We start from the raw sequence: 22,879 nt of genomic DNA on the forward strand, positions 1-22,879 counted from the left end.
TGACTTTAGACACCGCTCTTCTATCAGAAGTGCGGTGGAGTCTTCTTTAGAAAGGATTGAACGTATGGACTTACAAGCTGCAGAGAAGAAAGTTCTGGAACTGCAAACGTTATTGAACCAATACAGCTATGAATATTATGTGATGGACCAGCCATCAGTACCTGATGCTGAATATGATCGGCTGCTACGTGAACTTATTGGGTATGAGGAGAAATTTCCGGAACTGCAAACGGCGGACTCACCGACACAACGGGTCGGTGGCGCCATTTTGGATATGTTTGAAAAGGTGGAGCATACCACTCCGATGCTTAGTTTAGGCAATGCCTTCAACGAAAGTGACTTGCGGGATTTCGACAGAAAGGTCAGACAATCTGTAGGTGACAATTTTTCCTATGTATGTGAATTGAAAATTGACGGACTTGCCGTCACACTTCAATATGAGAATGGATATTTCGTAAGAGGGGCAACCCGTGGAGACGGAACGATCGGTGAAGATATTACCGCTAATTTGAAAACGATCAAGTCGATCCCATTGAAGTTACGGGAGCAGGTCGCCATAGAAGTGCGCGGTGAGGCATTTATGCCAAAAAAATCATTCGAATCATTAAACAAGGCTAAGGAAGAACGCGGTGAGGAACCATTTGCAAACCCGCGAAATGCCGCTGCCGGCTCGTTAAGGCAGCTTGATCCGAAACTTGCTGCGAAACGGAACTTGGATATTTTCCTTTATGCGATTGCCGATTTGGGGGAAACGGGGGTCCGTTCCCATAGCGAGGGTCTGGATTTATTGGATCGACTCGGGTTTAAGACGAACCGGGAAAGAAAAACATGCTCGAATATAGAGGAAGTACTGGCCTATATAGTAGAATGGACGGAACAACGTCCAAACTTAGCCTATGATATTGATGGAATTGTCGTAAAGGTGGATTCCCTTGAACAGCAGGATGAATTAGGTTTTACTGCAAAAAGTCCGCGATGGGCCATTGCTTATAAATTCCCAGCTGAAGAAGTCATTACAACCCTAAGGGATATCGAGCTGAATGTGGGCCGTACGGGTGTATTGACCCCGACTGCCGTTTTGGATCCCGTACGGGTAGCAGGTACGACTGTGCAGCGAGCTTCACTTCACAATGAAGACTTAATCCGTGAAAAGGACATCAGAATCGGAGATCAAGTGGTTGTGAAAAAAGCGGGTGATATCATTCCAGAGGTAGTCAATGTACTGGCAGAGCGCCGTACAGGGGAAGAAGTCGAGTTTCAGATGCCGACTGAGTGCCCTGAGTGCAGCAGTGAACTTGTCCGGCTGGACGGGGAGGTTGCTTTACGCTGCATCAACCCGAAGTGTCCTGCACAAATACGGGAAGGCTTGATTCACTTTGTTTCCCGTACAGCTATGAATATAGACAGTCTTGGTGAAAAAGTGATTAGCTTGTTATTTAAAGAAGAACTCATACAAGATGTGGCTGATATTTATAAGCTTACATACGATCAACTGATTGCTTTGGAAAGGATGGGGGATAAATCCGTCACTAAACTTCTTCAAGCGATCGAAGCTTCGAAAGCCAACTCGTTGGAAAAATTACTATTCGGGCTGGGCATTCGCCATGTTGGTTCAAAAGCTGCCAAGACGCTTGCGAGGGAATTCGGAACGATGGAAGCCTTAAGCAAGGCGAGCCGTGAAGAACTAACGGCCATCAATGAAATAGGCGATAAGATGGCTGATTCCATCGTAGCTTATTTTGAATTGGAAGAAGTCCATGCTTTATTGAATGAGTTGGATGCAGCCGGTGTGAATCTTACTTTCAAAGGGCAAAGAGCTGTTGCTATAGAAGATATCGACTCCATTTTTGCCGGTAAAACAGTCGTTTTAACGGGAAAACTGCATCAGTTAACACGTAACGAAGCTAAAGAGAAATTAGAGGCGCTAGGAGCTAATGTTGCTGGAAGTGTAAGCAAGAAAACCGATTTGGTCGTAGCTGGTGAAGATGCCGGTTCCAAACTGGAAAAAGCCGAAAGCCTAGGCGTCATGGTATGGGATGAAGAGAGACTGATTGAGGAACTAAATAAATAAGAGGTGTAGCTATGAGGAAACACTCCATTTTGGGGATGATTCTTATACTGCTTCTTGCTGGATGTGCGCCTAGTTTCGAGGATAAGCAAGAGGTAGTTCAAGACTCCAAAGACAAAAAAGAAACGGCAATTATTCCGAAGTATAAAATTTCGGAAGAATATTATCAAACAATCCTACCTTTTGAACCATCAAAGGCACGCGGTTTGGTCGTATCCAATCTAAATACCCGATATGACATTGAAGAATTCGAAAATGGATTGATGCGGTTGGCCCAAACCCAATTCGACCCGGAAGATTACCTGTTTCAAGAGGGGCAAATGCTAGATAGTTCCAAGATATCTTCCTGGCTGAACAGAAAATATACCGATAGTCAGTTGAAAGAAAAGAAGATGAAGGCCTCTGAGAACCTTGGCTTGAATCCGGTTGATCCAGGTAAAGGAGACATTGATAAACGGAATGAAGAAAATCCAATTTATCTTGCTCATATTTTAGAACATAATTACTTGGTCAAAACAAAAGATAATTCGGTGAGCCTTGGCGGAGTAGTAATAGGTCTTGCGTTGAATTCAGTGCATTACTATCAAAAAGAGGCATTCGGTGCCACCTATGAAAATAAAATCGATAGTAAAAAGCTAAAGCAAGAAGGGGAAAAAATTGCTGCAGTAGTCCTAAAAAGGCTGCGTAATATGGATAAGCTGAAAAATGTTCCGATTACGATTGCCTTATTCGAGCAAAATGAAAAATCTTCAGTAGTCCCTGGGAATTTCATTTCCTATACAAATATCGATAAAAACTCGAACAATATTGGGAAATGGACGAACTTGGACGAAGAGTATTTCCTATTTCCTTCTGCTGCTGCTGAAAAGAAATACCGTGATGACGTCAATACTTTCACGAACTTTAAAGAAGATGTCGAAGAATACTTCCCTAACTTTAATGGAGTCATCGGCAGGGCGTTCTATATGGATGATCAATTGCAAAGCCTGAACATCGATATCCCCATTCAATTTTATGGGAACTCGGAAGCGATAGGCTTTACCCAATATGTTGCTGGGCTCATAATGGAACGTTTCCCGAACTATATTGCCGTACAGGTATCCATTACATCTGTAAATGGACCTGAAGCGCTCATAGTCCGTGAAGCGAATCAGGACGAACCAACCGTTCATATATACGAATGAAAAAAGGATGAAGCTTAGCGGCTTCATCCTTTTTTTCGACTGGAATGTATTTCTTGTGAATGTCAAATTAATCTTTAACAATGAACAAAGATATATAATAGAAAGTAAACCCTTCCATCTTAGGGAACAAGTTCTTTAAAAAAGGTAACATTTGTCGAATTTTAATAGTCTAATTGTCATTTCCCCGGAAATTCCGGCAACTTTCTCATATTTCCCGGAAAATATCTCTTTTTCCTTAAGAAATAATTGAATTTCGACATTGTATCTCTTGTTGCTTTACTGTGCAATAGTTTGATATGATTTAAACGATGATTATATGGAGAAAAGCGACGAAATTCAGTCGATTTGGATATTTTTTCGGAGGTGAAGAGAATGTCACGTATTTCTATGGAACAAGTTAAACACGTTGCCCATTTGGCCCGTTTGGCCATTACGGAGGAAGAAGCAAAACAGTTTCAGCATCAGCTTGACCAAATGATTTCATTCGCGGAGCAGTTGAATGAGCTTGATACGGATCAAGTAAACCCGACTTCTCACGTTTTGGATATGAAGAATGTTATGCGCGAAGATGTCGCAAAACCGGGATTGCCAGTAGAAGAAGTAGTTAAAAATGCACCGGATAGCAAAGAAGGATATATCCGTGTACCATCAATAATTGAATAAGGAGGGACAATGATGTCGTTGTTCGAACAAAAGGTTTCTGAGCTTCATGAACGCTTACATAAGAAAGAGATAAGTGTCACTGATCTTGTTGACGAATCGTACAAGCGAATCGGACAGGTAGAGGACAAGGTGAAGGCATTTTTGACACTTGATGAAGAAAACGCCCGCAATCAAGCAAAACGATTGGATGATCAATTGGTAAAAGGCGAGAACGAAGGCGCTTTATTTGGTATGCCAATCGGAGTGAAGGATAATATTGTCACTAAAAATTTGCGTACGACTTGCGCGAGCAAAATTTTGGAGAACTTTGATCCAATCTATGATGCAACCGTTGTTCAAAAGCTACAGAAGGCAGAAACGGTTACGATCGGGAAATTGAATATGGATGAGTTTGCGATGGGGTCTTCCAATGAGAACTCAGCATTTCAAGCAACACGCAACCCTTGGAATACGGAATATGTGCCAGGCGGTTCTTCGGGTGGTTCGGCTGCATCTGTCGCTTCCGGTGAAGTCCTATTCTCTTTAGGTTCCGATACGGGTGGATCGATCCGCCAACCAGCGGCATATTGTGGAGTCGTCGGCTTAAAACCTACATATGGAAGGGTTTCCCGATTCGGCCTTGTAGCATTTGCGTCTTCATTGGACCAAATCGGACCGGTTACAAGAACTGTTGAAGATAACGCTTATTTGCTTGAAGCGATCTCAGGAGTAGATCCAATGGATTCGACCTCTGCTAATGTTGACGTGCCGAATTTTGTGAATTCATTAACAGGCGATGTTAGAGGATTGAAAATAGCCGTGCCTAAAGAATATCTTGGCGAAGGCGTTGGTGAAGAAGCACGTAATTCCGTACTTGAAGCGTTAAAAGTACTAGAGGGTCTTGGAGCTCAATGGGAAGAGGTTTCCTTGCCGCATTCCAAATATGCTTTAGCTGCCTATTATCTTCTATCTTCATCGGAAGCCTCGGCTAACCTTTCACGTTTTGACGGTGTTCGTTACGGACATCGGACAGATAATGCAGAAACTCTTATAGAAATGTATAAGCAAACCCGTGCAGAAGGATTCGGTGACGAAGTGAAACGCCGTATCATGCTTGGAACGTTCTCCTTAAGTTCCGGTTATTATGATGCTTATTATAAAAAGGCTCAAAAAGTACGTACATTAATCAAAAAAGACTTTGAAGATGTCTTTGAAAAATATGATGTCATCGTTGGGCCGACTACACCTACGCCTGCATTTAAAATTGGTGAAAAAGTCGACGATCCATTAACGATGTATGCGAATGATATCTTGACGATTCCAGTCAATCTTGCTGGCGTACCGGGTATATCCGTGCCATGTGGATTCGCAGCGAATGGTCTTCCGCTTGGACTGCAAATGATTGGGAAGCATTTTGATGAAAGCACGATTTACCGCGCGGCTCACGCATTTGAGCAAGCAACAGATTTTCATAAACAATTTCCTAAGCTGTAAGGGGTGAAAATAATGGACTTTGAAACGGTGATTGGTCTAGAAGTACACGTAGAATTAAAAACGGATTCTAAAATTTTCTCAGCGAGCCCAAATCATTTTGGTGCCGCTCCAAATAGTAACACGACTGTAATTGACCTAGGCTACCCAGGTGTATTGCCTGTCGTCAATAAAAAGGCTGTTGATTTTGCAATGAAGGCTGCAATTGCCCTGAATTGCGAAGTGGCGGAAGTTACGAAATTCGACCGGAAAAACTATTTTTACCCGGACAATCCTAAAGCATACCAAATTTCACAGTTCGATCAACCGATCGGTGAACATGGTTGGATTGAAATCGAAGTGGGCGGCAAGAAAAAGAAAATTGGCATTACCCGCATTCATATGGAAGAGGATGCTGGAAAGCTGACACATAAAGGGAACTATTCGCTTTGCGATTATAACCGCCAAGGTACGCCTCTTGTTGAAATCGTATCCGAACCGGATATCACTTCCCCGGAAGAAGCGTATGCTTATTTGGAAAAGCTGAAATCCATCATTCAATACACGGGCGTTTCCGATTGTAAAATGGAAGAAGGCTCACTTCGTTGTGATGCTAACATTTCCTTGAAACCTGTTGGCCAAAAGGAATTCGGTACGAAAACCGAATTGAAAAACTTGAATTCATTCAACTTCGTTCGCAAAGGGTTGGAGCATGAAGAAATCCGACAAGCGGAAATCTTGAATGAAGGCGGCAAAATCGAACAGGAAACTCGCCGGTTCGACGAAGCTACAGGCAGAACCGTACTAATGCGAATTAAGGAAGGCTCCGATGATTACCGTTATTTCCCGGAACCGGACTTATTGACGATCCATATTGATGAAGAATGGAAAGCTCGTATCGCTGCCGAAATCCCGGAACTTCCGGATGCCCGGAAAAAACGCTATGTCGAAGAATTTGGCTTACCTGAATATGATGCAGCCGTTTTAACGGTAACGAAAGAAAGTGCGGATTTCTTTGAAGCGACAGTTGCTTCAGGTGCCGATGCAAAACTAGCATCTAACTGGATCATGGGTGAGGTTTCCGCTTTCTTGAATGCAGAAGGCAAAGAGCTGCATGATGTCAAATTGACTGCTGAATCATTGGCTGGAATGATCAAGCTGATTGAAGATGGCACGATTTCGTCTAAAATCGCTAAAAAGGTTTTCAAAGAATTGATTGAAAACGGCGGGGATGCTGAAACGATCGTCAAGGAGAAGGGACTAGTCCAAATTTCCGACGAAGGCGCATTGCGTACAGCCGTTGAAGAAGCATTGAATAATAACCCGCAATCCATTGAAGATTTTAAAGCGGGTAAACAAAAGGCAATCGGCTTCCTTGTCGGGCAGATTATGAAAGCGACAAAAGGACAAGCCAATCCACAACTTGTTAATAAAATTTTGGTGGAAGAAATCAATAAACGTTAATATTGACCGTATCACTTTTAAAGTGGTACGGTTTTCTCTTGATTAAGGAAAAAGTTTACTGAGAAAAATAATAAGCGGAAAAATAATTTTGAGTTATCTGTAGGGGTAACTCCTTTTTGTGTCGTCTATTACATGAATGTTTATCAGGAAAGGGGGAAGAGAAGTGTCCGATGAGTTAGTAGAGAAGGTAAGGGCTGGGAATGATCATGCATTCCGAATGTTGATCGAAACTTATAAACAGACGATTTATAGAACCGTCTATTCCGTCTTGCGGAATCAAAAGGATGCAGAAGATGTTACCCAGGAAGTCTTTATCAAAATATACACTTCTCTTCCTCAATATAAGAACCAAGGCTTCAAAACTTGGATTACCCGAATTGCCGTCAATCATGCAATCGATCTAAAGAGAAAGAGGGAACGCCAAAAGGAAGAATTACAGGACGAACATTCATCGGAAGTTAATTTGGGCTTAACGGATGATGTCGAGGCAGTATTTTTTCGGAATGAAAGGCGAAAGCAAGTATTACGGAAGCTGAATGACCTTCCAGAGGGATATCGGGACGTTGTATATGGCTATTACATAAAGGAAAAGACATTCAAGCAAATTGCAGAGGAACAGAAGATTCAAGTGAAATCTGTGGAAGTAAAGCTATACCGGGCAAGAAATTGGATGAGAAAACATTGGAAAGAGGAGGATTTTTCATGAATCATGTTTCAGAGGCACAATGGGTTGCATATTTGGCAGATGAAATACCAGAGGCTTTAAAAATTGAATATGAAAATCATCTATACTCCTGTGACAAGTGTTTGTCCGTCTATATGGAAGCGATGGAAAAAGATGAAACAAGTCTGGACCTTGAAGGATTTGATATTGCAGGTCCGGTCATGGACTCGATTAGCCGATTGAAAGGCGGCTCTGTTGAAGATTCTTGGCCACATCGAAAAGAGAAGTCACTTCGGACAATCACAAGACATTACCTGATTGCGGCCGGATTTACGATTTTATTAATGGCAGGCGGAGTATTTCAATCATTGACAGAATACGTGGATTCTGTGGAATCAAGCAGTGATAAGAAAACGCAGTCCTTGACCGAGGACCTTATTGATAAAACATTTACTTGGATGGATACAATCGAAAAGAAAAATAAGGAGGGGTTTAGAAATGAATAAAAGTCCGGTATTAGCTTTTTTATTATCCTTTCTGCCAGGTTTCGGACATTTTTACCTAGGAAGGCAATATAAAGGGCTATTTTATTTTCTTGCCACAGCTGGATTGGGGCTTGGAGGTCTTTTTCTTTCGTTAATCAGTCAATCGGATGCGTTTCTGGCATTTTCCGTTATTGGAATGGTGTTTTATTTCATCAGTATATTTGATTTGGTGGTCACCTCACTGAGGAATCCTAAAAGTGAAGAGGATGTGGAGGGAATGGCAAATCAGCCGGAAGCGGAAAGGTTTTATGTAATCATCCTTTCATTCGTTCCTGGGTTAGGGCATTTTCAGCTAGGCCTCATGAACCGTGGGCTCATTTTTCTCATCAGCTTTTTAGGCTTTGGCATCATGGTGATATTCATCAGTGTGATGACACAAATGGAAGGTCTGTTAATATTCCTGGCACTATTGCCTGTTATCTGGATTTACAGCTTTTTTGATTCTGTTCAACAGCTGAATAAAAAGCAAAGAGGTGAGGAGCTTATCGATCGGACCGTTTTGGAAGATTTCGAGGAGAGACGGGAATCCGGGAAGAAGAGTAAAGCGGTCGCGACTTTATTCGCTATTTTCCCTGGTGCAGGTCACTTATATTTGGGGCTGCAAAAACGTGGGATACAATTGATGGCCGGCTTTTTATTCGCCATTTACATACTGGATTTACTCCGGTTGGGTTTCTTCTTCTTCCTTATTCCGATTATCTGGTTTTATAGTTTTTTTGATGGATTGCAAAAAGCATCAAAAATGGAGGAGGGTCCAGTAGAAGATACGCCCATCATTTCGGGAATGGTCAATCATCAAAAATGGTTAGGATTGGGTTTGGTGGGAATTGGAATCTATTTCTTGGCTAGTAATATGATCGTCCCGGCCATCGCTCCCCATTTAGATGAATGGATTGGAAGCAACTTGGAATATTGGTTTAGGGATTATTTTCAAAAAGGCCTTGTATGCATCCTTCTAATAGGCGGAGGAATCAAATTGCTGTCGGGAAGTAAAAAAGGGAGCGTCAAGGAGGAGACAAAATGAGAACATGGAGAGTCGGAACGATTTCAATGGGAATCTCACTGGTTGGTTTGGGTTTGGTTTTACTGGTTTCTCAAATTGCGGATATGAATTTGACGACGATTCTGCTATCATGGTGGCCGTTGCTGTTCATTATCTTGGGTGCAGAGATTCTCTTCTATATTTATTTTTCCAGAAAAGAAAGTTCTTTTGTGAAGTATGATATTCTTAGCATTCTTTTCGTGGGATTGCTTGGAACGACGGGAATAGTTTTAATTCTGCTTACATCAAGCGGATTGATGGATCAAGTTAGGGCTGCCGTGAATAGTGAAGAGAAAACGGTCAATTTGCCTGGTTTCAATCAAAAGGCAGGAAAAGGCATACAGAGAGTTGTCCTGGACCCTGGCCCATACCCATTGACCATTGAAAGTGGTAATGACGGAGAAGTTTCCGTTTTTGGAACATATGGTGAGCGGGTAATGGAAGATGCTGATTCATTGTTGAAGAAGGCGGAAGATTATTTACTCGTAGAGAGAAATGGTGATACGCTTTATATAAGTTTCAAGGATTTGCCGATTCAAAATGGACTTTTGGACAGTGGTACAATGAATCTTAAGGCCACCCTTATAATCCCTGCTGAGTTGGCAGTGGAGATAGACGGTCAAAATACCGATCTTGTCTTGAAGCCTAGAAAGCTCTTGAATGACTGGAGTGTGAAAGATAGCGGAAATCTAAGTGTATTCCTTCAGGATAATAGTGATATCAAGATAGATGCCAGAGAGGCCGAGGAACTTGAAGGTCCTGAGAATGGCTGGAAGATGACTGAAGTGAAACAAGAAACAAATGAAGAAGGTATTGTAAAAAAGAATGGGATATTCAATACTGGTGAAGGGAAACATACATTAACGGTTACCGACACATTTAACGTGAATGTTCAATATCCCTGATTGAAATCATTTACTAGAATAAAATTGTAAAAAGCATTATAATTTTCCCTGATAAGATTTCTAGTAAAATGCAAAAGATATGGACCGAAATACGGTCCTCTTTTTTTCGAATATTGCTTTTCATGTAACGAAGGATTAAGATGTAAATTATGGAATCAATATGTATAAGGATGATGGGAAATGAAAAGAGCAAGGTTGATTTACAACCCGACTTCGGGCCGGGAAGCCATTAAGAAGAGCCTGCCAGGTGTGCTAGCGAAGCTTGAAGAAGCTGGTTATGAAGCTTCTGCACATGCGACGACCGGTGCTGGGGATGCGACGAAAGCGGCAAAGATAGCGATTGAACGCGGCTATGAGGTAGTTATTGCAGCAGGGGGCGACGGTACGATTTATGAGGTTGTTAATGGACTGGCCACTGCAGAGAAACGTCCGAAACTAGGAATCATCCCGACGGGAACGACCAATGATTTCGCGCGGGCGCTGCATTTACCGAAGTCGATCGAAGGGGCAGCCGAAATTATTGCCGGCGGGCATACGATGCCGATCGATATCGGGAAAATGAACGATAAGTATTTTATCAATATTGCTGGCGGGGGCAGATTGACCGAATTGACCTACGACGTGCCGATCAAGCTGAAAACGATGCTCGGTCAGCTAGCGTACTATATTAAAGGAATTGAAATGCTTCCTTCAATTAAGCCGACGGAAGTTTCTATTGAATATGATGGAAAGCTTTTTGAAGGGGAGATCATGCTTTTCTTGGTGGCTAACACGAATTCGGTCGGCGGCTTCGAGAAACTGGCCCCTGACGCCTCTCTGAATGATGGTATGTTCACGTTGCTTATTTTAAAAAAGGCAAACCTGGCTGATATTGTCCGTGTCGCAACATTGGCAATGCGCGGTGAGCATATCCATGATAAAAACGTCATTTATGAAAAAGCCAATCGAATTAAAGTACAGGCCAAAAAGGATATGATGCTTAATTTGGATGGGGAATTTGGCGGGATGGCCCCAGCTGAATTCGTCAATCAGTACCGCCATTTTGATGTATTCATCCCGCAAGGACTACTGCCGGATGATCCGGCAAATAAATAGGGTGAATAGGCCACTGAATCTGGTGGCCTTTTCAGTTTAATGAAGCAAGGAGAATTGCAACATGTATATCAGGAAAGCGACACCGGAGGATGCGGACAAGGCAGCCATATTGACCCGGTTAGCGATTAAGGAAATTGCAGAGGTTTTGACAGGTGAAACGGAAGAAGAAAGAATACTTTCCGTTCTTGCCGATTTGTTCAGGAAAAGTGGGAATCGGGTCAGCTATGAAAATACGCTTGTCAGTGAACATGATGGACAAGTATCTGGATTGATCATTGCTTACCATGGCAAGGATGCCGAAAGCTTGGATGAACCGATAGTGAAACAATTAAGGATGAAAATGAAAGACCCAAGCGTTACGCTCGATAAGGAAGCGGAAATGAGAGACTTTTATTTGGATACCGTGTCCGTTGACCCGAATTTTCAAGGAAGAGGAATTGGCAGTGCACTGATTCAATATGTGGAGGAATACGCTAAACATAAGGGGTATCCAAGAATTTCTTTAGTCGTTGAAAATGAAAATGAAGCGGCGAATCGTCTCTATGGCAGATTAGGATATATAGAAATGAAAACCATTTCGATTAGCGGCCATGAATTTCGCTATATGGTAAAGGAAATAGAAGAACCTCCTGTTTAACAGGGGGTCCTTTTTAGTTCTTTGAAGTTTGGCATTGTATGCGATTACATTTGCTGCCCATTCATGGCTGCCCAATCAGCGTAAGCTCCGGTGCCATTACAGCCGGGACAGTCGTGTATATCGGAAAAATGATATTCCGTAGGTACGAAGGAGCTGTATCCACGTCCGTAACAATCCGGACAGAGGCCTTTTTCCTCCATACTCGCTCGATGTTTTTCTATCCTTGTAGCATTCCAGGCCGATATAGAGTTAAATAAACCCATTTCCTCACCTCTTTTGTTTTTCCTTATTTTTCTTTTTTTATTGAACTTTTATTCATGGAACTATGAAAAATCCGTAATTCCTTCCACTATATTTTTATGAAAACCAGGGTAAATTGGTGAGTGGTTTTGTGGCAAGGCCTCTATTGTGGTAAAATACAGGCTAGCATAAAAAAGAAAAGAGAAGATGATATGAAAAAAACAGCACCAGTTGCTAAAAATGATATAGTAGAGGTTTTATTTGAAGATTTAACACATGAAGGAGCTGGCGTCGCTAAAGTCGATGGCTACCCGATCTTTGTTCAGGGCGCCCTTCCAGGTGAAAAAGCAAAAATCAAAGTGATGAAGGCTAATAAGGGTTATGGCTTCGGACGCTTGATGGAGATTATCGAAAACAGTCCATACCGGGTTGAGGTCACGACTGAAGACTACCATAAGTACGGTGGTTGTCAGCTGCAGCATATGAGCTATGAAGGACAGTTGGAATTCAAGGAAAAGCAAGTACGTGAAGTGATGACACGCATTGGGAAACTTGAGGATGTGAAGGTTCATCCGATCATCGGGATGGAGAATCCAACCCATTATCGCAATAAAGCGCAAGTGCCTGTTGGTGAAAAGGATGGCAAGCTAATAGCAGGGTTCTTCAAACCGCGGACACATGAAATCGTTGAAACGAAAGAAAGCATTATCCAAAATGAAGTGATTAATGAAGCCGTTCAAGTCGTTAAAGAGATTTTCGGTAAACTTGGTATCCCCGCTTACAGTGAAGAGGCACATAAAGGTGTATTGCGGCACATCATGGCCCGTTATGGCAAGCAAACAGGGGAATTAATGATTGTTCTTGTTACTAGAACGAAAAGTATCCCTTTCATCGAAACCATCGTGAAGGAAATCGTTGAACGGCTTCCACAAGTTAAATCCATCGTTCAAAACGTGAATTCCAAGAAAACCAATGTTATCTTAGGCGATAAAATGACTGTGCTATGGGGCGACGAAGTGATCCATGATATGATCGGTGATGTGAAATTTGCGATATCGGCAAAATCCTTCTACCAAATCAATCCAGATCAAACGAAAGTCCTTTATGATAAAGCTCTTGACTATGCAGGGCTGACTGGTGAAGAAACGGTGATAGATGCCTATTGCGGCATTGGGACCATCTCTTTATTTTTAGCTAAAAAAGCGAAAAAAGTAATCGGTGTCGAAGTGGTCGAAGAAGCGATCGAAGACGCACGGCGCAACGCTGAATTGAATGAAATCTCAAATGCAGAATTCATGGTCGGCGATGCAGGTAACGTTATTGCTGAATGGTATCAAAAGGGCAACACTGCTGATGTCATCGTGGTGGATCCGCCACGCAAAGGTTGTGAAGAATCCCTTCTGAATACGATCATCGAGATGAAGCCTAACAAAGTCGTATACGTATCATGCAACCCAGGTACTCTAGCACGTGATCTTCATATCTTGGAAGAAGGCGGATATAAAGCAGTTGATATCCAGCCTGTCGATATGTTCCCAATGACGACACATGTTGAAAATGTAGTGTTATTAGAGTTGAAATGATTGAATGTGGGCCCGGTCTAATTGACTGGGCCCGCATTTTTTATGTTTGTACAATATGGATTGACTTCCGATCCACCCACTCGCTCTCTGCGGGTGGTCGTCCCTCGGCATGCGCCTGAGGGGTTTCACTAGGCGCGCTTTTCCCGCAGGAGTCTCTCCAATCAACTTAGTTACAACAGTTAGAAAGGAGACCAGCCTAAAGGAGTTGCAGGGTTGCTTTGGGTTAGGTTGTTTCGGGAGAATATTTGAAGAAAGATAAGTTCCCGACCCCTTTGTCAACAAACTGTGGGTCCTGGTCTAAATGACCGGGACCTTTTTCACGTAGTTAAATTGAGGAAAAGGGAGGGGGATTTTTTTTTTGCAAGTTTATTCTTGACGCTCTTACTTGGACATATATTAAGAAATATATGGATTGGGAGGCAAGGTGATTTTATTAATTTTCAAAAAGCGGTGGCTGTTATTGTTGGTAGCTTTTTGGTGGGCATTGGAATTAATGGATTTTTGGTTCCTCATCATTTAATAGATGGCGGCGTAATTGGGATTGCACTCATCCTTCATTATTTCTTTGGTTTTCAAACGGGACTATCCATGTTGGTCCTTAGCATTCCTATATTTTTATATGCCTGGTATTATGAACGCCCTTTTTTCTATAGCAGCGTTCACGGATTGCTTTTAACATCCCTTTTTATGGACTGGCTTAATCCATTGAAAAAGGTTTTTTCCATTTCAATACTGACAAGCTCTTTGATTGGCGGTGTCATCATAGGAATGGGCATAGGACTCATGCTTCGATATGAGACAAGCAGCGGGGGAACGGATATGCTAGCCAAAATCATCTCTAAATCCACCTCCATGGATATCGCTTTGGCGATTATCGTCATAGATACACTAATCATTTCAGCTGCAGCATTCACCTTAGGTATCGAAATTTTTCTTTTTTCATGTGTGACGATCGTCATTATTGGACTGGTCACATCGCTTATGAAAGTGAGGGAATGAATATATAATCAGTTCCTTAAGATATGGGCTACGTTATCTATTGCCTTTTGCAGCTTTTCGCTATTTTTGCTAAACATCTCTTTAGCTTCTTTTGATTCAGTTCCAAGTGCAAACAACTCCAAGTCCGCTTGGCACTTTTTCAAGGTCGCGAGCATAAGAGGTTTTTCCTGAGGAGAAGGAACTTTAAGTTTATCATCAAAAAGATCCACAGTTAATTCTCCGTTAGAATTGGCTTGACCAAGAAAAACATTATCGAGGATTACCCCCAACTTATCCAGTTCAGTATGAAGCCAATGTCGGTTCAGACCTATCGTGGAAAGTGGTTCATCAAGTATAAGGCCGTCCATGATGATGGTTTGTGGCTCCTTTACTGCAGCCACTGGCATGTTAAGGTCCTTAGGTGTTACAGGTTGATTTTGCTTCTTTAACATTACGGAAAAATCCCCATTGGCTTCCAATAAGGCAAACTCAACTTCAGAAATATCGAAGACATCCTTTTTTCGGAGCAATCCCAGCAATTCATCGGTGGTATATTTCTCTTTTTTTAAATTATCTTCCATGACTTTCCCATCTTTGATGAATACCGATGCTTTTCCTTCAATAAGATCACGAAAAGTTTTACTTTTCAAGGATATTAATCCTGCAATGAAGGGTGCTATGGCAAAAACGAGAATGGACAGTACGCCATGTATAATATTGCCCTCCACTTTTGTAGCTAATTCTGCCCCAACATTACCAATGGTTATGCCCGTTACATATTCAAAAAAGGAAAGCTGGGACAATTGTTTTTTTCCTAACACTTTAGTGATCAAAAAAAGAACAATTAAAAAGAAAAATGAGCGTAAAAGAATTTCTATCCAATCCGGCATTACCAAACACCTCCTGCTTGATCATGGTTATTAAAAACCTTTATATTGTGGTTCTTCCCGTTCTAACTCGCCCACGCGCGTTTGTACATCCATCCTAACTTCATTCACCACCAGCATCGTTTCATGCAAAATCCGTTTAGATTCATCATCTTGAGTCCGGAGTGCTAAGCTGGATAAGCCTGCTTCAACTCCTTTTAAGCTAGAGACACATTGTTTGACATTGGAAGCTATCGTCATGCAGCATCCTCCTTATCTTTTTAAGTCGTCTGGAATAATGACTCGGAACCATGAGCGGCTGTTAACCAGGCACTGGTTGCTTCAAACATGCCAGCGGCAACAACCCGATCAATCGATGCTTTCCGCTAGGGTACGGAAACAACCTCCGCAGCCAAGAAATGTTCTACCCAGTATGAGCAGGTGTGTGTGTTCAAACATCAAACCTTAGTTTTGTGTTTCTCCGTCATATTCAATCGATACGGCATGGGCGATGCATGGGATCGTCTCGCTTTGTTGAAAGGATAGAGGAGATAGCAAGGCACCTGTGGCCACGACGAGCAATCGTTTTATTTCTCCTTTTTTCATGCGATTCAATAAATGACCATAAACGACGGTTGCGGAACATCCAGGGCCACTTGCCCCGGCCAGGACCGGCTGACCATCCCTGTATATCATTAAACCGCAATCTTTATATTGCTCTTCTTTAATCGGCGTGCCATGTTTTTTAAATAATGCCAGAGAAACTTCATGTCCGATCTTTCCTAAATCCCCGGTCACTATCAAATCATAATAGGATGGGTCGAGGTTTCTTTCTCTAAGATGTGCTTCAATCGTATCTACAGCGGCCGGAGCCATGGCACCGCCCATATTGAAAGGATCGGTCAATCCCATGTCGATGACACGGCCTATCGTAGCTGAAGTGACCCTTGGGCCTTTCCCGGCACTGCTTAATAAAGCCACGCCAGCCCCCGTAACGGTCCATTGGGCTGTTGGAGGTTTTTGCCCTCCGTATTCAGTTGGATAGCGAAATTGCTTTTCTACTGCGGCGTTATGACTTGATGCTCCTGTCAATAAGTACTCTGCTCCTTTGGTATTGACAAGGTATGCACCAAGAGCCAGTCCCTCCATGGAGGTGGAGCAGGCGCCAAATAAGCCGAGATAAGGTGTTCCTAGTGTTCGACAGGCAAAACTGGTAGGGGTTATTTGATTGATCAGGTCGCCTCCAAGGAAAAATTGTATCTGTTCCTTTTGTAGACCCGCCTTCTCGATTGCTTTTGTACTCGCTTCTTCCAATAAGACTTTATGTGCTTTTTCATAGGTATCTTGATTGATCCATAAATCGGAATGGAGAAGATCGAAATCATCCGCAAGCAAACCGTCTGCTTCAAATGGACCGCCAACGGTTCCTGTGGAGACGATGACAGGCTTTTGATCAAACACCCATGTGCGATGCCCCGTAAGCATTATTAAACCACCCCATTGTATGAGTATTGTCAGTAAGATAAAACAAAGGAATAACATAAAAATCCTTCAGCCAATTTGAATATAGTACAGCCATTACCTAAAAGGAAACCTTTGGCCCGGTGTTCAATGGCTGCGGTATTACCGCAACCTGAAAGTAACAAAGCGGCCAATTCGGTCAAACAAAATCCGGTGATAAAGCAGTCAGCTTTTACTTTTTATCATTTAGCATCCTCGTATCACTTCATTCGGCATTAAAAGTCTTTCTGAGGTCCAGGACAATCGTAATCCTCAAAACGAGCTTCTATGATGATTTCTAAGTGGCAGTCGATCATGATTTGAATTACAGCTTTTTCTTCCGCGACCCGTACTGAATCAGTTCAAGGCAGGTATGTAACCCTTTGGTAGTTTGAGATTGGCTTAAAGATTCTGTTCTACATTATTTTTTGATATAGAAAAAGGAATGAAAATTTCATTCTTGGTTTGGAAAGATATAAAAAAGGCTGGTTGCTTTAACCAACCTTTTTTATATGAATGATCATTGTTTATATTGAGGCTCCTCGTTTTGAATCTCTTCAATGCGAGGAGTGATGCTGTCAACAATCGATTGTGTTTGTTGGGCAGCTTGTTGATACAATTGTTTGGCTTGCTCATTATCTGTAGAAAGGGCGAAGGTTTCAAAGCTCGCTTGAGCGCTTTTTAACCCTGCTATAGTTGTTTTGACATCATTTATAACTGTCATATATGAACCCCCTAATTTTTTAACTGCCTTATTAGAGTGGGGAAAAAATGATTATCTATACCTTCCAAATATATCTATGAGTGAAATCAAGTGACTAGCTTATTAATCAAACGTTTGATTAATGGAATGGAAACAGGCAGAATTCATTGTTTTAATCCTCCTTTTTCGTTGTACGAATCGTTTTTATTGTTTAATCATTGACCGAATTCAGAATTTTAAATATAATTGTAGAAAACATAACGTGATTACGTGAGGTGATATGACATTTATATTATGGACGATTTATATAGTAGGGTTGTTATTGAAATTTCATCTGAAGAAGTAATAAAAGGACTGCTATTCCACAAAAGCAAACAGGAGTCGGAAATTGAATCGATCAAAGGTAAAATTCATAAATATGAGCAAAAACGAAGAGCTGAGGAAGCTTGGTATCAATCCCTATCACCATTTAAACGTTTTTTTACAGGGCGTGCCCCAAGTCATCACCAGGCGGTTGAACATTTGGTGAATGTGAAAGATAGATATAAACAAATCGAGAAAATAAAACAGCGGATCGCTTTTTTAAATGAGGTGATTGGTGTACTTGAGGCTGAACCGGAAAAAAGGGAAATGAATTTACCATCAGACATCATTAAAGAAATAATGGCCTGGCAGAAAGCGGAGGGAACGCCGAGATGACTCTAGAAACGTTAAACGCTGGCTTGGATACGATTTGGGTGGTTCTGACAGCAGCCATGATACTATTGATGGAGGGCGGGTTTGCCTTATTGGAGGCAGGGTTCGTCCGTACGAAAAATAATGTGAACATCATCATGAAGGTTTTTGCCGATATAACGATCGGAACGCTTTGCTATTTCGTCGTTGGTTTTGGCTTAATGTATGGAATGGATGTATTTGGAATCATCGGGGCAAGTGGCTTTCTGCTGAAAGGTGATTTGTCGCACATCGACCTTACGATTTCCATGGACGCATATTGGTTATTTCAAGGGGCATTCGTCATCGCCGTCATTTCCATCGTTTCGGGAGCAGTTGCGGAAAGGATCAATTTTCGGGCGTATCTTATTTTTGTCGTAATGATGACAGCATTCATCTATCCGATTGCCGGTCACTGGGTATGGGGTGGCGGCTGGTTAAGCAGGTTGGGCATGCAGGACTTCGCAGGGTCTGGTGTCATTCATGCACTAGGCGGTTTTTCAGCACTTGCGGCTGCCATTGTAATCGGGCCGAGAGCAGGTAAATTCACTTCAAGGGGGACCAGCTCCATTTCGCTGCCGAGTAATCTCCCATTGGCATCTGTTGGGGCATTCCTTTTATGGTTTGGCTGGTTTGGATTTAATGCAGGAAGCACCTTGCAAGCTACAGATGTCCGCATTGGACATATTGCCATTGTCACGATGCTCTCAGCTGCATCAGGGGGAGCGGTGACCCTGCTTTATACACTGTTTAGATATGGACGCTCGGATGCACCTTCCGTCATCAATGGCTCACTTGCTGGTCTTGTCGGGATTACAGCTGGATGTGCATTCGTTAGTGATCTGGCGGCTTTGCTGATTGGAGCAGTTTCTGGAATGTTGATGTTAGCTGCGACAAATTGGTTGGAAGCCCGGAAAATCGATGATCCGGTCGGTGCCTTTCCTGTTCATGCGGCATCAGGAATGTGGGGTACGATAGCGGTAGGGCTTTTCTCCACTGAAAACGGACTGTTTGCCGGCGGGGGATGGCATTTGCTCGGAGTTCAAATATTAGGATTAGTGGTGTTATGCATCTGGGGCTTTTCAGTGACCTGGCTTGTTTTTAAAGTTATAAATGTTTGGCTGCCTATAAGATCGACTGAAGAAGAAGAAGAACTTGGGTTGGATATCAGTTATCATGGCATCATGGCCACACATACCTCGCCGGAGTTCATCAAGGTAGAGGATTACTATAAGCAGGATGAAGAATTGACAAGGTAATCTCTATAATACAATGGTAAAATCAAGTAAGAGGTGAATTTTTAAATGGGTGAATGCAATCTTAATCATTCGCAACAAGATGTCAGGCTAAAATTTGAAAGCCAAAAGGCATTTTTACCAACACAATTGAGTCAAACATTAGATCGATATCTTGAAAAAGGGAATTCGCAGGAAACATTGAATGAACTTTTTCATCTATTGAAGAAGTATGACTTGTCTCCCCAGGAGGAACAGGAATCTAGAAACGAAAAGTTGAAACGGATCATGTTGTAAATTAGAAAGAGCAGGAGTGTAAATATGACTCCCGCTCTTTTATTTTCTTGGCTCTTTTCGTAAAGATTGTTGTTTTTAAAACGAAACTATCTAAGGTTGATTGGAGCGGAAGTGCGAGACTCCTGCGGGAGCGGCGGGACAGGTGAGAACCCACAGGCGTTTACGCCGAGGAGGCTCACCGCCCGCCCCGCGGAAAGCGAGCATCTGGAGGGGAAATCAACCACACCTCACTACTTGGTAAATAGCAACAAAGTATGTGAAAACAGCCATTTTCTTATAAATAACTTGATGAATTCCGCGGGAATATGGCTGACTCCTATTTTTTATTCTGCAGATCAGTATTGTAACTACTTTTTTAAAGCAAGTAGCAGGATTCACATTTAAGGCGGCGAAAACAATAGTGAAATCGTAAAGCTTTGTAACACTGGACAAGGGTTTGGTGAACCTTTGAAGATTAATCAATCGTTTGATTAAATCTCAAATGAAAAAGCGGGAGCTCGCAATGAACTCCCGCTATTTCCTTCATTAAAAACCATCATCTGTTGCGGTGAAGGGGATGTTAAGGTTTCTTTCCACGGCCCGAAGTCTTTGATTCAGTCTGTTTAACCTATTCGTATGTCGCTGGTCCGCTTGACTTAGCCTGGTGATTTCCTGGTTAATGCGGTTCACTTCACGATTTATCCGCGTGATTTCTTGGTTCTGCCGATTGAGTTCCCTCGTTTGACGCTCGTTTTGACGCTCAAGTTCCCGGATTCTTCTTTCAAGTTGTTGAGGCTGCCTTTCAATATCGAATTGGTCTGGCACCTGGCTATATGGATTTTCTTGTACCTGCTGAAAGTCCCAATCTTGCTGTGGCATATAATCAAATCGTTCAGGCTGTTGGAAGTAGGGGTTGAAATTTGGTTCAAAGTACTGATGATTTCCATTTTGTTGTGGATAAGGATAAAATCCGTATGAATTCATGGTCAACTCTCCTTTTTAAAATCAGGGTGGATACCCTATAACTTATGTCAGTTCCGGTGAAGTGACTAGGCGTTAGCCCATATGAATGGGAAGAAGAGGCAATTCACAGAAAAAATTTCAATAAATTTGCAGAAACCATCCGGTTCCTATATCGTTTAGGATAGGAGAAATTCTTTTTTTCATCTTGAAACCAATTCCAAGGATAATCCGTATATAAAGAAAAGAGTGTAAGTCAGGAGTGTAATGATAATGAATCGATTTCTTGCTGATTTTGTTCCGATATTGATTGCATTTCCAATGGTTTTGCCGGTTTGGATGATTAGTTATTTCGTATTGAATCAACCGTTTGCCCTTTCCGTTGTCATATCTTTAACAGGAGGGGTACTTGCATACTGGCTGAGTTCCGTATATTTTTCATCAAGATACCTCAAAAAACATGAATTGACGAGAAAAGAATATCAATATATAAAGAAAAATTTAATCGAAGCAAAACCGAAGATATGGAGGGTGCAAAAAGCACTAATCTCGGTCAGGCATATCTCTTCTTTTAAACAGAGGAAAGAGATGATTAAAATGATCAGGAAAATATACAGTCTGACAAAAAAAGAACCGAGGCGGTTTTATCAGGCAGAACAGTTTTATTACTCGCATCTGGATTCTGCCATGGAGCTTGCGGAGAAATATGTTTTTCTAGCACAGCAGCCAAAAAAGAATAGGGAACTCGAACTTTCCTTAACGGAGACTCGTAAAACTTTAAAGGAACTCACTAATACGATAGAAAAGGATTTATATAAAGTGATTGCCGACGATATCGATAACCTTAACTTCGAATTGGATGTTGCTAAGCAATCCATTAAAACTAGAAAAGAGTCACAAGTAATTGATGAAAGCAGGAGGTTAAAATGAATAACAATGATCCAAACCTGTTGAATAAAACGAATAACGCCAGTTTGATCGATGACCTTTTAGCCAATCCATTTGATGGGGTGCAGGAGCTTGAGAAAGTATCTTCCCAGGAAGCGAAACCGGTTAAACTGATTGATGTCATTCCTGAAGAGAACAGGGCAAAGGCTTATCAGCTTGCCGAACAAATCGACCCAACGAATCATCAGGCAATGATATCCTATGGTACACCCGCCCAATCAAAGCTCCTGACCTTTTCTAATTCCATGCTTGAGCATGTCCAGAAAAAAGATGTGGGTGAAGTGGGCAGCATTATCAATGATTTAATGAAAAAGTTAAACGAACTCAGCCCGGATGAGTTAAAACCGGATAAGCCCTCATTTTTTGCGCGTATGTTCGGGAAGCTCTCGGGATCTGTACAGGAGGTGCTATCCAAGTATCAAAAAACCGGTGCCCAAATCGACCGAATCAGTGTAAAACTCGATCGGAGCAAGAATATCCTGTTATCGGATATCGTAATTCTCGAAAAGCTATATGAAACGAATAAGGAATATTTCCAGGCATTGAATGTCTATATTGCAGCTGGGGAAATCAAACTCGAAGAAATCCATGAGAAAACGATTCCGGAGCTAAGGAAGTCCGCTGAATCAAGTAATGATCAAATGAAGTTTCAAGAAGTAAATGATATGCTGCAATTTGCTGAACGGTTGGATAAAAGGCTTCATGATTTGAAGTTGAGCCGTGAAATCACGATCCAAAGCGCACCGCAAATCAGGCTGATCCAAAACACGAATCAGGCACTAGTCGAAAAAATCCAATCTTCGATCATGACAGCCATTCCACTTTGGAAAAACCAGGTTGCGATTGCACTGACCCTAATCAGGCAAAGGCATGCTGTAGAAGCACAAAAACAGGTTTCCAAGACTACAAATGACTTGTTATTGAAGAACTCCGAGATGCTGAAAACGAATACCATTGAAACCGCAAAAGAAAATGAGCGCGGACTTGTCGATATTGAAACATTAAAGAAAACTCAAGCTAACTTGATATCCACGCTTGAGGAGACCATGCGGATTCAAGAAGAAGGCAGGCATAAACGCCGTCAAGCTGAACAGGAATTGGCGTCAATGGAAAATGAACTGAAACAGAAGCTATTAGAGATAAAGGGATAAGGGGAGATA

At 42.0% G+C, this 22,879-nt stretch carries 24 protein-coding genes; 18 read left to right on the forward strand and 6 right to left on the reverse strand.

Going from position 1 to position 22,879, the window contains the following annotated elements; all coding sequences use genetic code 11:
• The first annotated feature begins 64 nt into the window (after positions 1-64).
• The 11 genes from ligA (at position 65) to MKX49_RS28140 (ending at position 11,716) form a co-directional block, all read left to right on the forward strand.
• Complete coding sequence (gene ligA, locus MKX49_RS28090) at positions 65-2,071, forward strand: NAD-dependent DNA ligase LigA (RefSeq protein ID WP_340878635.1); 2,007 nt, start codon at positions 65-67, stop codon at positions 2,069-2,071.
• 11 nt (positions 2,072-2,082) lie between these two features.
• Positions 2,083-3,252 (forward strand): CamS family sex pheromone protein, encoded by a 1,170-nt coding sequence (locus MKX49_RS28095; RefSeq protein WP_251542390.1) that lies wholly within the window; start codon positions 2,083-2,085, stop codon positions 3,250-3,252.
• A gap of 372 nt (positions 3,253-3,624) precedes the next feature.
• Positions 3,625-3,915, forward strand: coding sequence for an Asp-tRNA(Asn)/Glu-tRNA(Gln) amidotransferase subunit GatC (gene gatC, locus MKX49_RS28100; RefSeq protein ID WP_034306082.1), 291 nt, complete (start codon positions 3,625-3,627; stop codon positions 3,913-3,915).
• 12 nt (positions 3,916-3,927) lie between these two features.
• The gene (gatA, locus tag MKX49_RS28105; protein WP_034306080.1) at positions 3,928-5,388 is read left to right on the forward strand and encodes an Asp-tRNA(Asn)/Glu-tRNA(Gln) amidotransferase subunit GatA; all 1,461 of its coding nucleotides are present in this window, start codon (positions 3,928-3,930) and stop codon (positions 5,386-5,388) included.
• Between the two features lie 12 nt (positions 5,389-5,400).
• Positions 5,401-6,828 (forward strand): Asp-tRNA(Asn)/Glu-tRNA(Gln) amidotransferase subunit GatB, encoded by a 1,428-nt coding sequence (gene gatB / locus MKX49_RS28110; protein ID WP_048680586.1) that lies wholly within the window; start codon positions 5,401-5,403, stop codon positions 6,826-6,828.
• A gap of 163 nt (positions 6,829-6,991) precedes the next feature.
• Positions 6,992-7,534 carry an RNA polymerase sigma factor gene (locus tag MKX49_RS28115; protein WP_340878636.1) on the forward strand — a complete coding sequence of 181 codons (543 nt, stop codon included), beginning with the start codon at positions 6,992-6,994 and terminating at the stop codon, positions 7,532-7,534.
• On the forward strand, positions 7,531-7,998 hold the full coding sequence (locus MKX49_RS28120) for a hypothetical protein (protein ID WP_340878637.1): 468 nt from the start codon (positions 7,531-7,533) through the stop codon (positions 7,996-7,998). The genes MKX49_RS28115 and MKX49_RS28120 overlap by 4 nt, the downstream gene beginning before the upstream one ends.
• Positions 7,991-9,061, forward strand: coding sequence for a hypothetical protein (locus MKX49_RS28125; protein ID WP_340878638.1), 1,071 nt, complete (start codon positions 7,991-7,993; stop codon positions 9,059-9,061). Before MKX49_RS28120 ends, MKX49_RS28125 begins: the two co-directional genes overlap by 8 nt.
• Positions 9,058-9,984 carry a LiaF transmembrane domain-containing protein gene (locus MKX49_RS28130; protein WP_340878639.1) on the forward strand — a complete coding sequence of 309 codons (927 nt, stop codon included), beginning with the start codon at positions 9,058-9,060 and terminating at the stop codon, positions 9,982-9,984. Before MKX49_RS28125 ends, MKX49_RS28130 begins: the two co-directional genes overlap by 4 nt.
• A gap of 180 nt (positions 9,985-10,164) precedes the next feature.
• Positions 10,165-11,079 carry a diacylglycerol kinase gene (locus MKX49_RS28135; RefSeq protein ID WP_034306067.1) on the forward strand — a complete coding sequence of 305 codons (915 nt, stop codon included), beginning with the start codon at positions 10,165-10,167 and terminating at the stop codon, positions 11,077-11,079.
• 61 nt (positions 11,080-11,140) lie between these two features.
• Complete coding sequence (locus MKX49_RS28140) at positions 11,141-11,716, forward strand: GNAT family N-acetyltransferase (RefSeq protein ID WP_048680570.1); 576 nt, start codon at positions 11,141-11,143, stop codon at positions 11,714-11,716.
• Positions 11,717-11,760: 44 nt separating this feature from the next.
• Here MKX49_RS28140 and MKX49_RS28145 read toward each other — a convergent pair whose 3' ends face one another.
• Positions 11,761-11,979, reverse strand: a complete 219-nt coding sequence (locus MKX49_RS28145) for a hypothetical protein (RefSeq protein ID WP_034306063.1) — start codon at positions 11,977-11,979, stop codon at positions 11,761-11,763.
• A gap of 189 nt (positions 11,980-12,168) precedes the next feature.
• Between MKX49_RS28145 and rlmD the strand changes: the two genes are divergently transcribed.
• Together rlmD and MKX49_RS28155 are read left to right on the forward strand one after the other, a co-directional pair.
• The gene (gene rlmD / locus MKX49_RS28150) at positions 12,169-13,539 is read left to right on the forward strand and encodes a 23S rRNA (uracil(1939)-C(5))-methyltransferase RlmD (protein WP_340878641.1); all 1,371 of its coding nucleotides are present in this window, start codon (positions 12,169-12,171) and stop codon (positions 13,537-13,539) included.
• A 450-nt stretch (positions 13,540-13,989) separates the two neighbouring features.
• Complete coding sequence (locus MKX49_RS28155) at positions 13,990-14,538, forward strand: YitT family protein (RefSeq protein WP_309247786.1); 549 nt, start codon at positions 13,990-13,992, stop codon at positions 14,536-14,538.
• Between the two features lie 8 nt (positions 14,539-14,546).
• Here MKX49_RS28155 and MKX49_RS28160 read toward each other — a convergent pair whose 3' ends face one another.
• The 4 genes from MKX49_RS28160 to MKX49_RS28175 all read right to left on the reverse strand — a co-directional run bounded on the left by MKX49_RS28160 (position 14,547) and on the right by MKX49_RS28175 (position 17,607).
• Entirely contained in the window at positions 14,547-15,407 is an 861-nt protein-coding gene (locus tag MKX49_RS28160) for a DUF421 domain-containing protein (RefSeq protein ID WP_340878642.1), read from the reverse strand.
• Positions 15,408-15,437: 30 nt separating this feature from the next.
• Entirely contained in the window at positions 15,438-15,644 is a 207-nt protein-coding gene (locus MKX49_RS28165; RefSeq protein ID WP_340878643.1) for a DUF1657 domain-containing protein, read from the reverse strand.
• A gap of 204 nt (positions 15,645-15,848) precedes the next feature.
• Positions 15,849-16,868, reverse strand: a complete 1,020-nt coding sequence (gene spoVAD, locus MKX49_RS28170; RefSeq protein ID WP_340878644.1) for a stage V sporulation protein AD — start codon at positions 16,866-16,868, stop codon at positions 15,849-15,851.
• Between the two features lie 535 nt (positions 16,869-17,403).
• A complete protein-coding gene (locus MKX49_RS28175) occupies positions 17,404-17,607 on the reverse strand; it encodes a DUF1657 domain-containing protein (RefSeq protein ID WP_034306054.1) in 204 nt (67 codons plus the stop codon).
• A gap of 273 nt (positions 17,608-17,880) precedes the next feature.
• Between MKX49_RS28175 and MKX49_RS28180 the strand changes: the two genes are divergently transcribed.
• From MKX49_RS28180 to MKX49_RS28190, 3 genes are read left to right on the forward strand one after another with little or no spacing between them, the layout of a single operon-like run.
• Positions 17,881-18,285 (forward strand): hypothetical protein, encoded by a 405-nt coding sequence (locus MKX49_RS28180; protein WP_340878646.1) that lies wholly within the window; start codon positions 17,881-17,883, stop codon positions 18,283-18,285.
• Positions 18,282-19,559 (forward strand): ammonium transporter, encoded by a 1,278-nt coding sequence (locus tag MKX49_RS28185; RefSeq protein ID WP_340878648.1) that lies wholly within the window; start codon positions 18,282-18,284, stop codon positions 19,557-19,559. Before MKX49_RS28180 ends, MKX49_RS28185 begins: the two co-directional genes overlap by 4 nt.
• A 45-nt stretch (positions 19,560-19,604) precedes the next feature.
• Complete coding sequence (locus MKX49_RS28190) at positions 19,605-19,832, forward strand: hypothetical protein (RefSeq protein ID WP_340878650.1); 228 nt, start codon at positions 19,605-19,607, stop codon at positions 19,830-19,832.
• A gap of 525 nt (positions 19,833-20,357) precedes the next feature.
• Here the strand turns inward: MKX49_RS28190 and MKX49_RS28195 are convergent.
• Positions 20,358-20,690 carry a hypothetical protein gene (locus tag MKX49_RS28195; RefSeq protein WP_340878665.1) on the reverse strand — a complete coding sequence of 111 codons (333 nt, stop codon included), beginning with the start codon at positions 20,688-20,690 and terminating at the stop codon, positions 20,358-20,360.
• Between the two features lie 354 nt (positions 20,691-21,044).
• On the opposite strand from MKX49_RS28195, the gene MKX49_RS28200 reads away from it, so the two are divergent.
• Together MKX49_RS28200 and MKX49_RS28205 are read left to right on the forward strand one after the other, a co-directional pair.
• Positions 21,045-21,701, forward strand: a complete 657-nt coding sequence (locus MKX49_RS28200) for a 5-bromo-4-chloroindolyl phosphate hydrolysis family protein (RefSeq protein ID WP_340878652.1) — start codon at positions 21,045-21,047, stop codon at positions 21,699-21,701.
• Positions 21,698-22,870: a toxic anion resistance protein gene (locus MKX49_RS28205; RefSeq protein WP_048686182.1), complete on the forward strand. Its 1,173-nt coding sequence runs from the start codon at positions 21,698-21,700 to the stop codon at positions 22,868-22,870. Before MKX49_RS28200 ends, MKX49_RS28205 begins: the two co-directional genes overlap by 4 nt.
• Positions 22,871-22,879 lie beyond the last annotated feature (9 nt).

Origin of the sequence: Peribacillus sp. FSL M8-0224 (assembly GCF_038003055.1) — a bacterium.
GTDB classification, from domain to species: Bacteria; Bacillota; Bacilli; order Bacillales; family DSM-1321; genus Peribacillus; species Peribacillus frigoritolerans.

Bases quoted from the DNA above. Each gene is read 5' to 3' on its own strand.
- MKX49_RS28195 (WP_340878665.1), bottom strand. From the start codon at position 20,690: ATGCCACAGCAAGATTGGGACTTTCAGCAGGTACAAGAAAATCCATAT.
- MKX49_RS28180 (WP_340878646.1), top strand. From the start codon at position 17,881: ATGGACGATTTATATAGTAGGGTTGTTATTGAAATTTCATCTGAAGAA.
- MKX49_RS28125 (WP_340878638.1), top strand. From the start codon at position 7,991: ATGAATAAAAGTCCGGTATTAGCTTTTTTATTATCCTTTCTGCCAGGT.
- MKX49_RS28200 (WP_340878652.1), top strand. From the start codon at position 21,045: ATGAATCGATTTCTTGCTGATTTTGTTCCGATATTGATTGCATTTCCA.
- MKX49_RS28190 (WP_340878650.1), top strand. From the start codon at position 19,605: ATGGGTGAATGCAATCTTAATCATTCGCAACAAGATGTCAGGCTAAAA.
- gatA (WP_034306080.1), top strand. From the start codon at position 3,928: ATGTCGTTGTTCGAACAAAAGGTTTCTGAGCTTCATGAACGCTTACAT.
- gatB (WP_048680586.1), top strand. From the start codon at position 5,401: ATGGACTTTGAAACGGTGATTGGTCTAGAAGTACACGTAGAATTAAAA.
- MKX49_RS28175 (WP_034306054.1), bottom strand. From the start codon at position 17,607: ATGACAGTTATAAATGATGTCAAAACAACTATAGCAGGGTTAAAAAGC.
- rlmD (WP_340878641.1), top strand. From the start codon at position 12,169: ATGAAAAAAACAGCACCAGTTGCTAAAAATGATATAGTAGAGGTTTTA.
- MKX49_RS28160 (WP_340878642.1), bottom strand. From the start codon at position 15,407: ATGCCGGATTGGATAGAAATTCTTTTACGCTCATTTTTCTTTTTAATT.
- MKX49_RS28140 (WP_048680570.1), top strand. From the start codon at position 11,141: ATGTATATCAGGAAAGCGACACCGGAGGATGCGGACAAGGCAGCCATA.
- MKX49_RS28185 (WP_340878648.1), top strand. From the start codon at position 18,282: ATGACTCTAGAAACGTTAAACGCTGGCTTGGATACGATTTGGGTGGTT.
- MKX49_RS28145 (WP_034306063.1), bottom strand. From the start codon at position 11,979: ATGGGTTTATTTAACTCTATATCGGCCTGGAATGCTACAAGGATAGAA.
- MKX49_RS28120 (WP_340878637.1), top strand. From the start codon at position 7,531: ATGAATCATGTTTCAGAGGCACAATGGGTTGCATATTTGGCAGATGAA.
- MKX49_RS28130 (WP_340878639.1), top strand. From the start codon at position 9,058: ATGAGAACATGGAGAGTCGGAACGATTTCAATGGGAATCTCACTGGTT.
- gatC (WP_034306082.1), top strand. From the start codon at position 3,625: ATGTCACGTATTTCTATGGAACAAGTTAAACACGTTGCCCATTTGGCC.
- MKX49_RS28205 (WP_048686182.1), top strand. From the start codon at position 21,698: ATGAATAACAATGATCCAAACCTGTTGAATAAAACGAATAACGCCAGT.
- spoVAD (WP_340878644.1), bottom strand. From the start codon at position 16,868: ATGCTTACGGGGCATCGCACATGGGTGTTTGATCAAAAGCCTGTCATC.
- MKX49_RS28095 (WP_251542390.1), top strand. From the start codon at position 2,083: ATGAGGAAACACTCCATTTTGGGGATGATTCTTATACTGCTTCTTGCT.
- MKX49_RS28135 (WP_034306067.1), top strand. From the start codon at position 10,165: ATGAAAAGAGCAAGGTTGATTTACAACCCGACTTCGGGCCGGGAAGCC.
- ligA (WP_340878635.1), top strand. From the start codon at position 65: ATGGACTTACAAGCTGCAGAGAAGAAAGTTCTGGAACTGCAAACGTTA.
- MKX49_RS28165 (WP_340878643.1), bottom strand. From the start codon at position 15,644: ATGACGATAGCTTCCAATGTCAAACAATGTGTCTCTAGCTTAAAAGGA.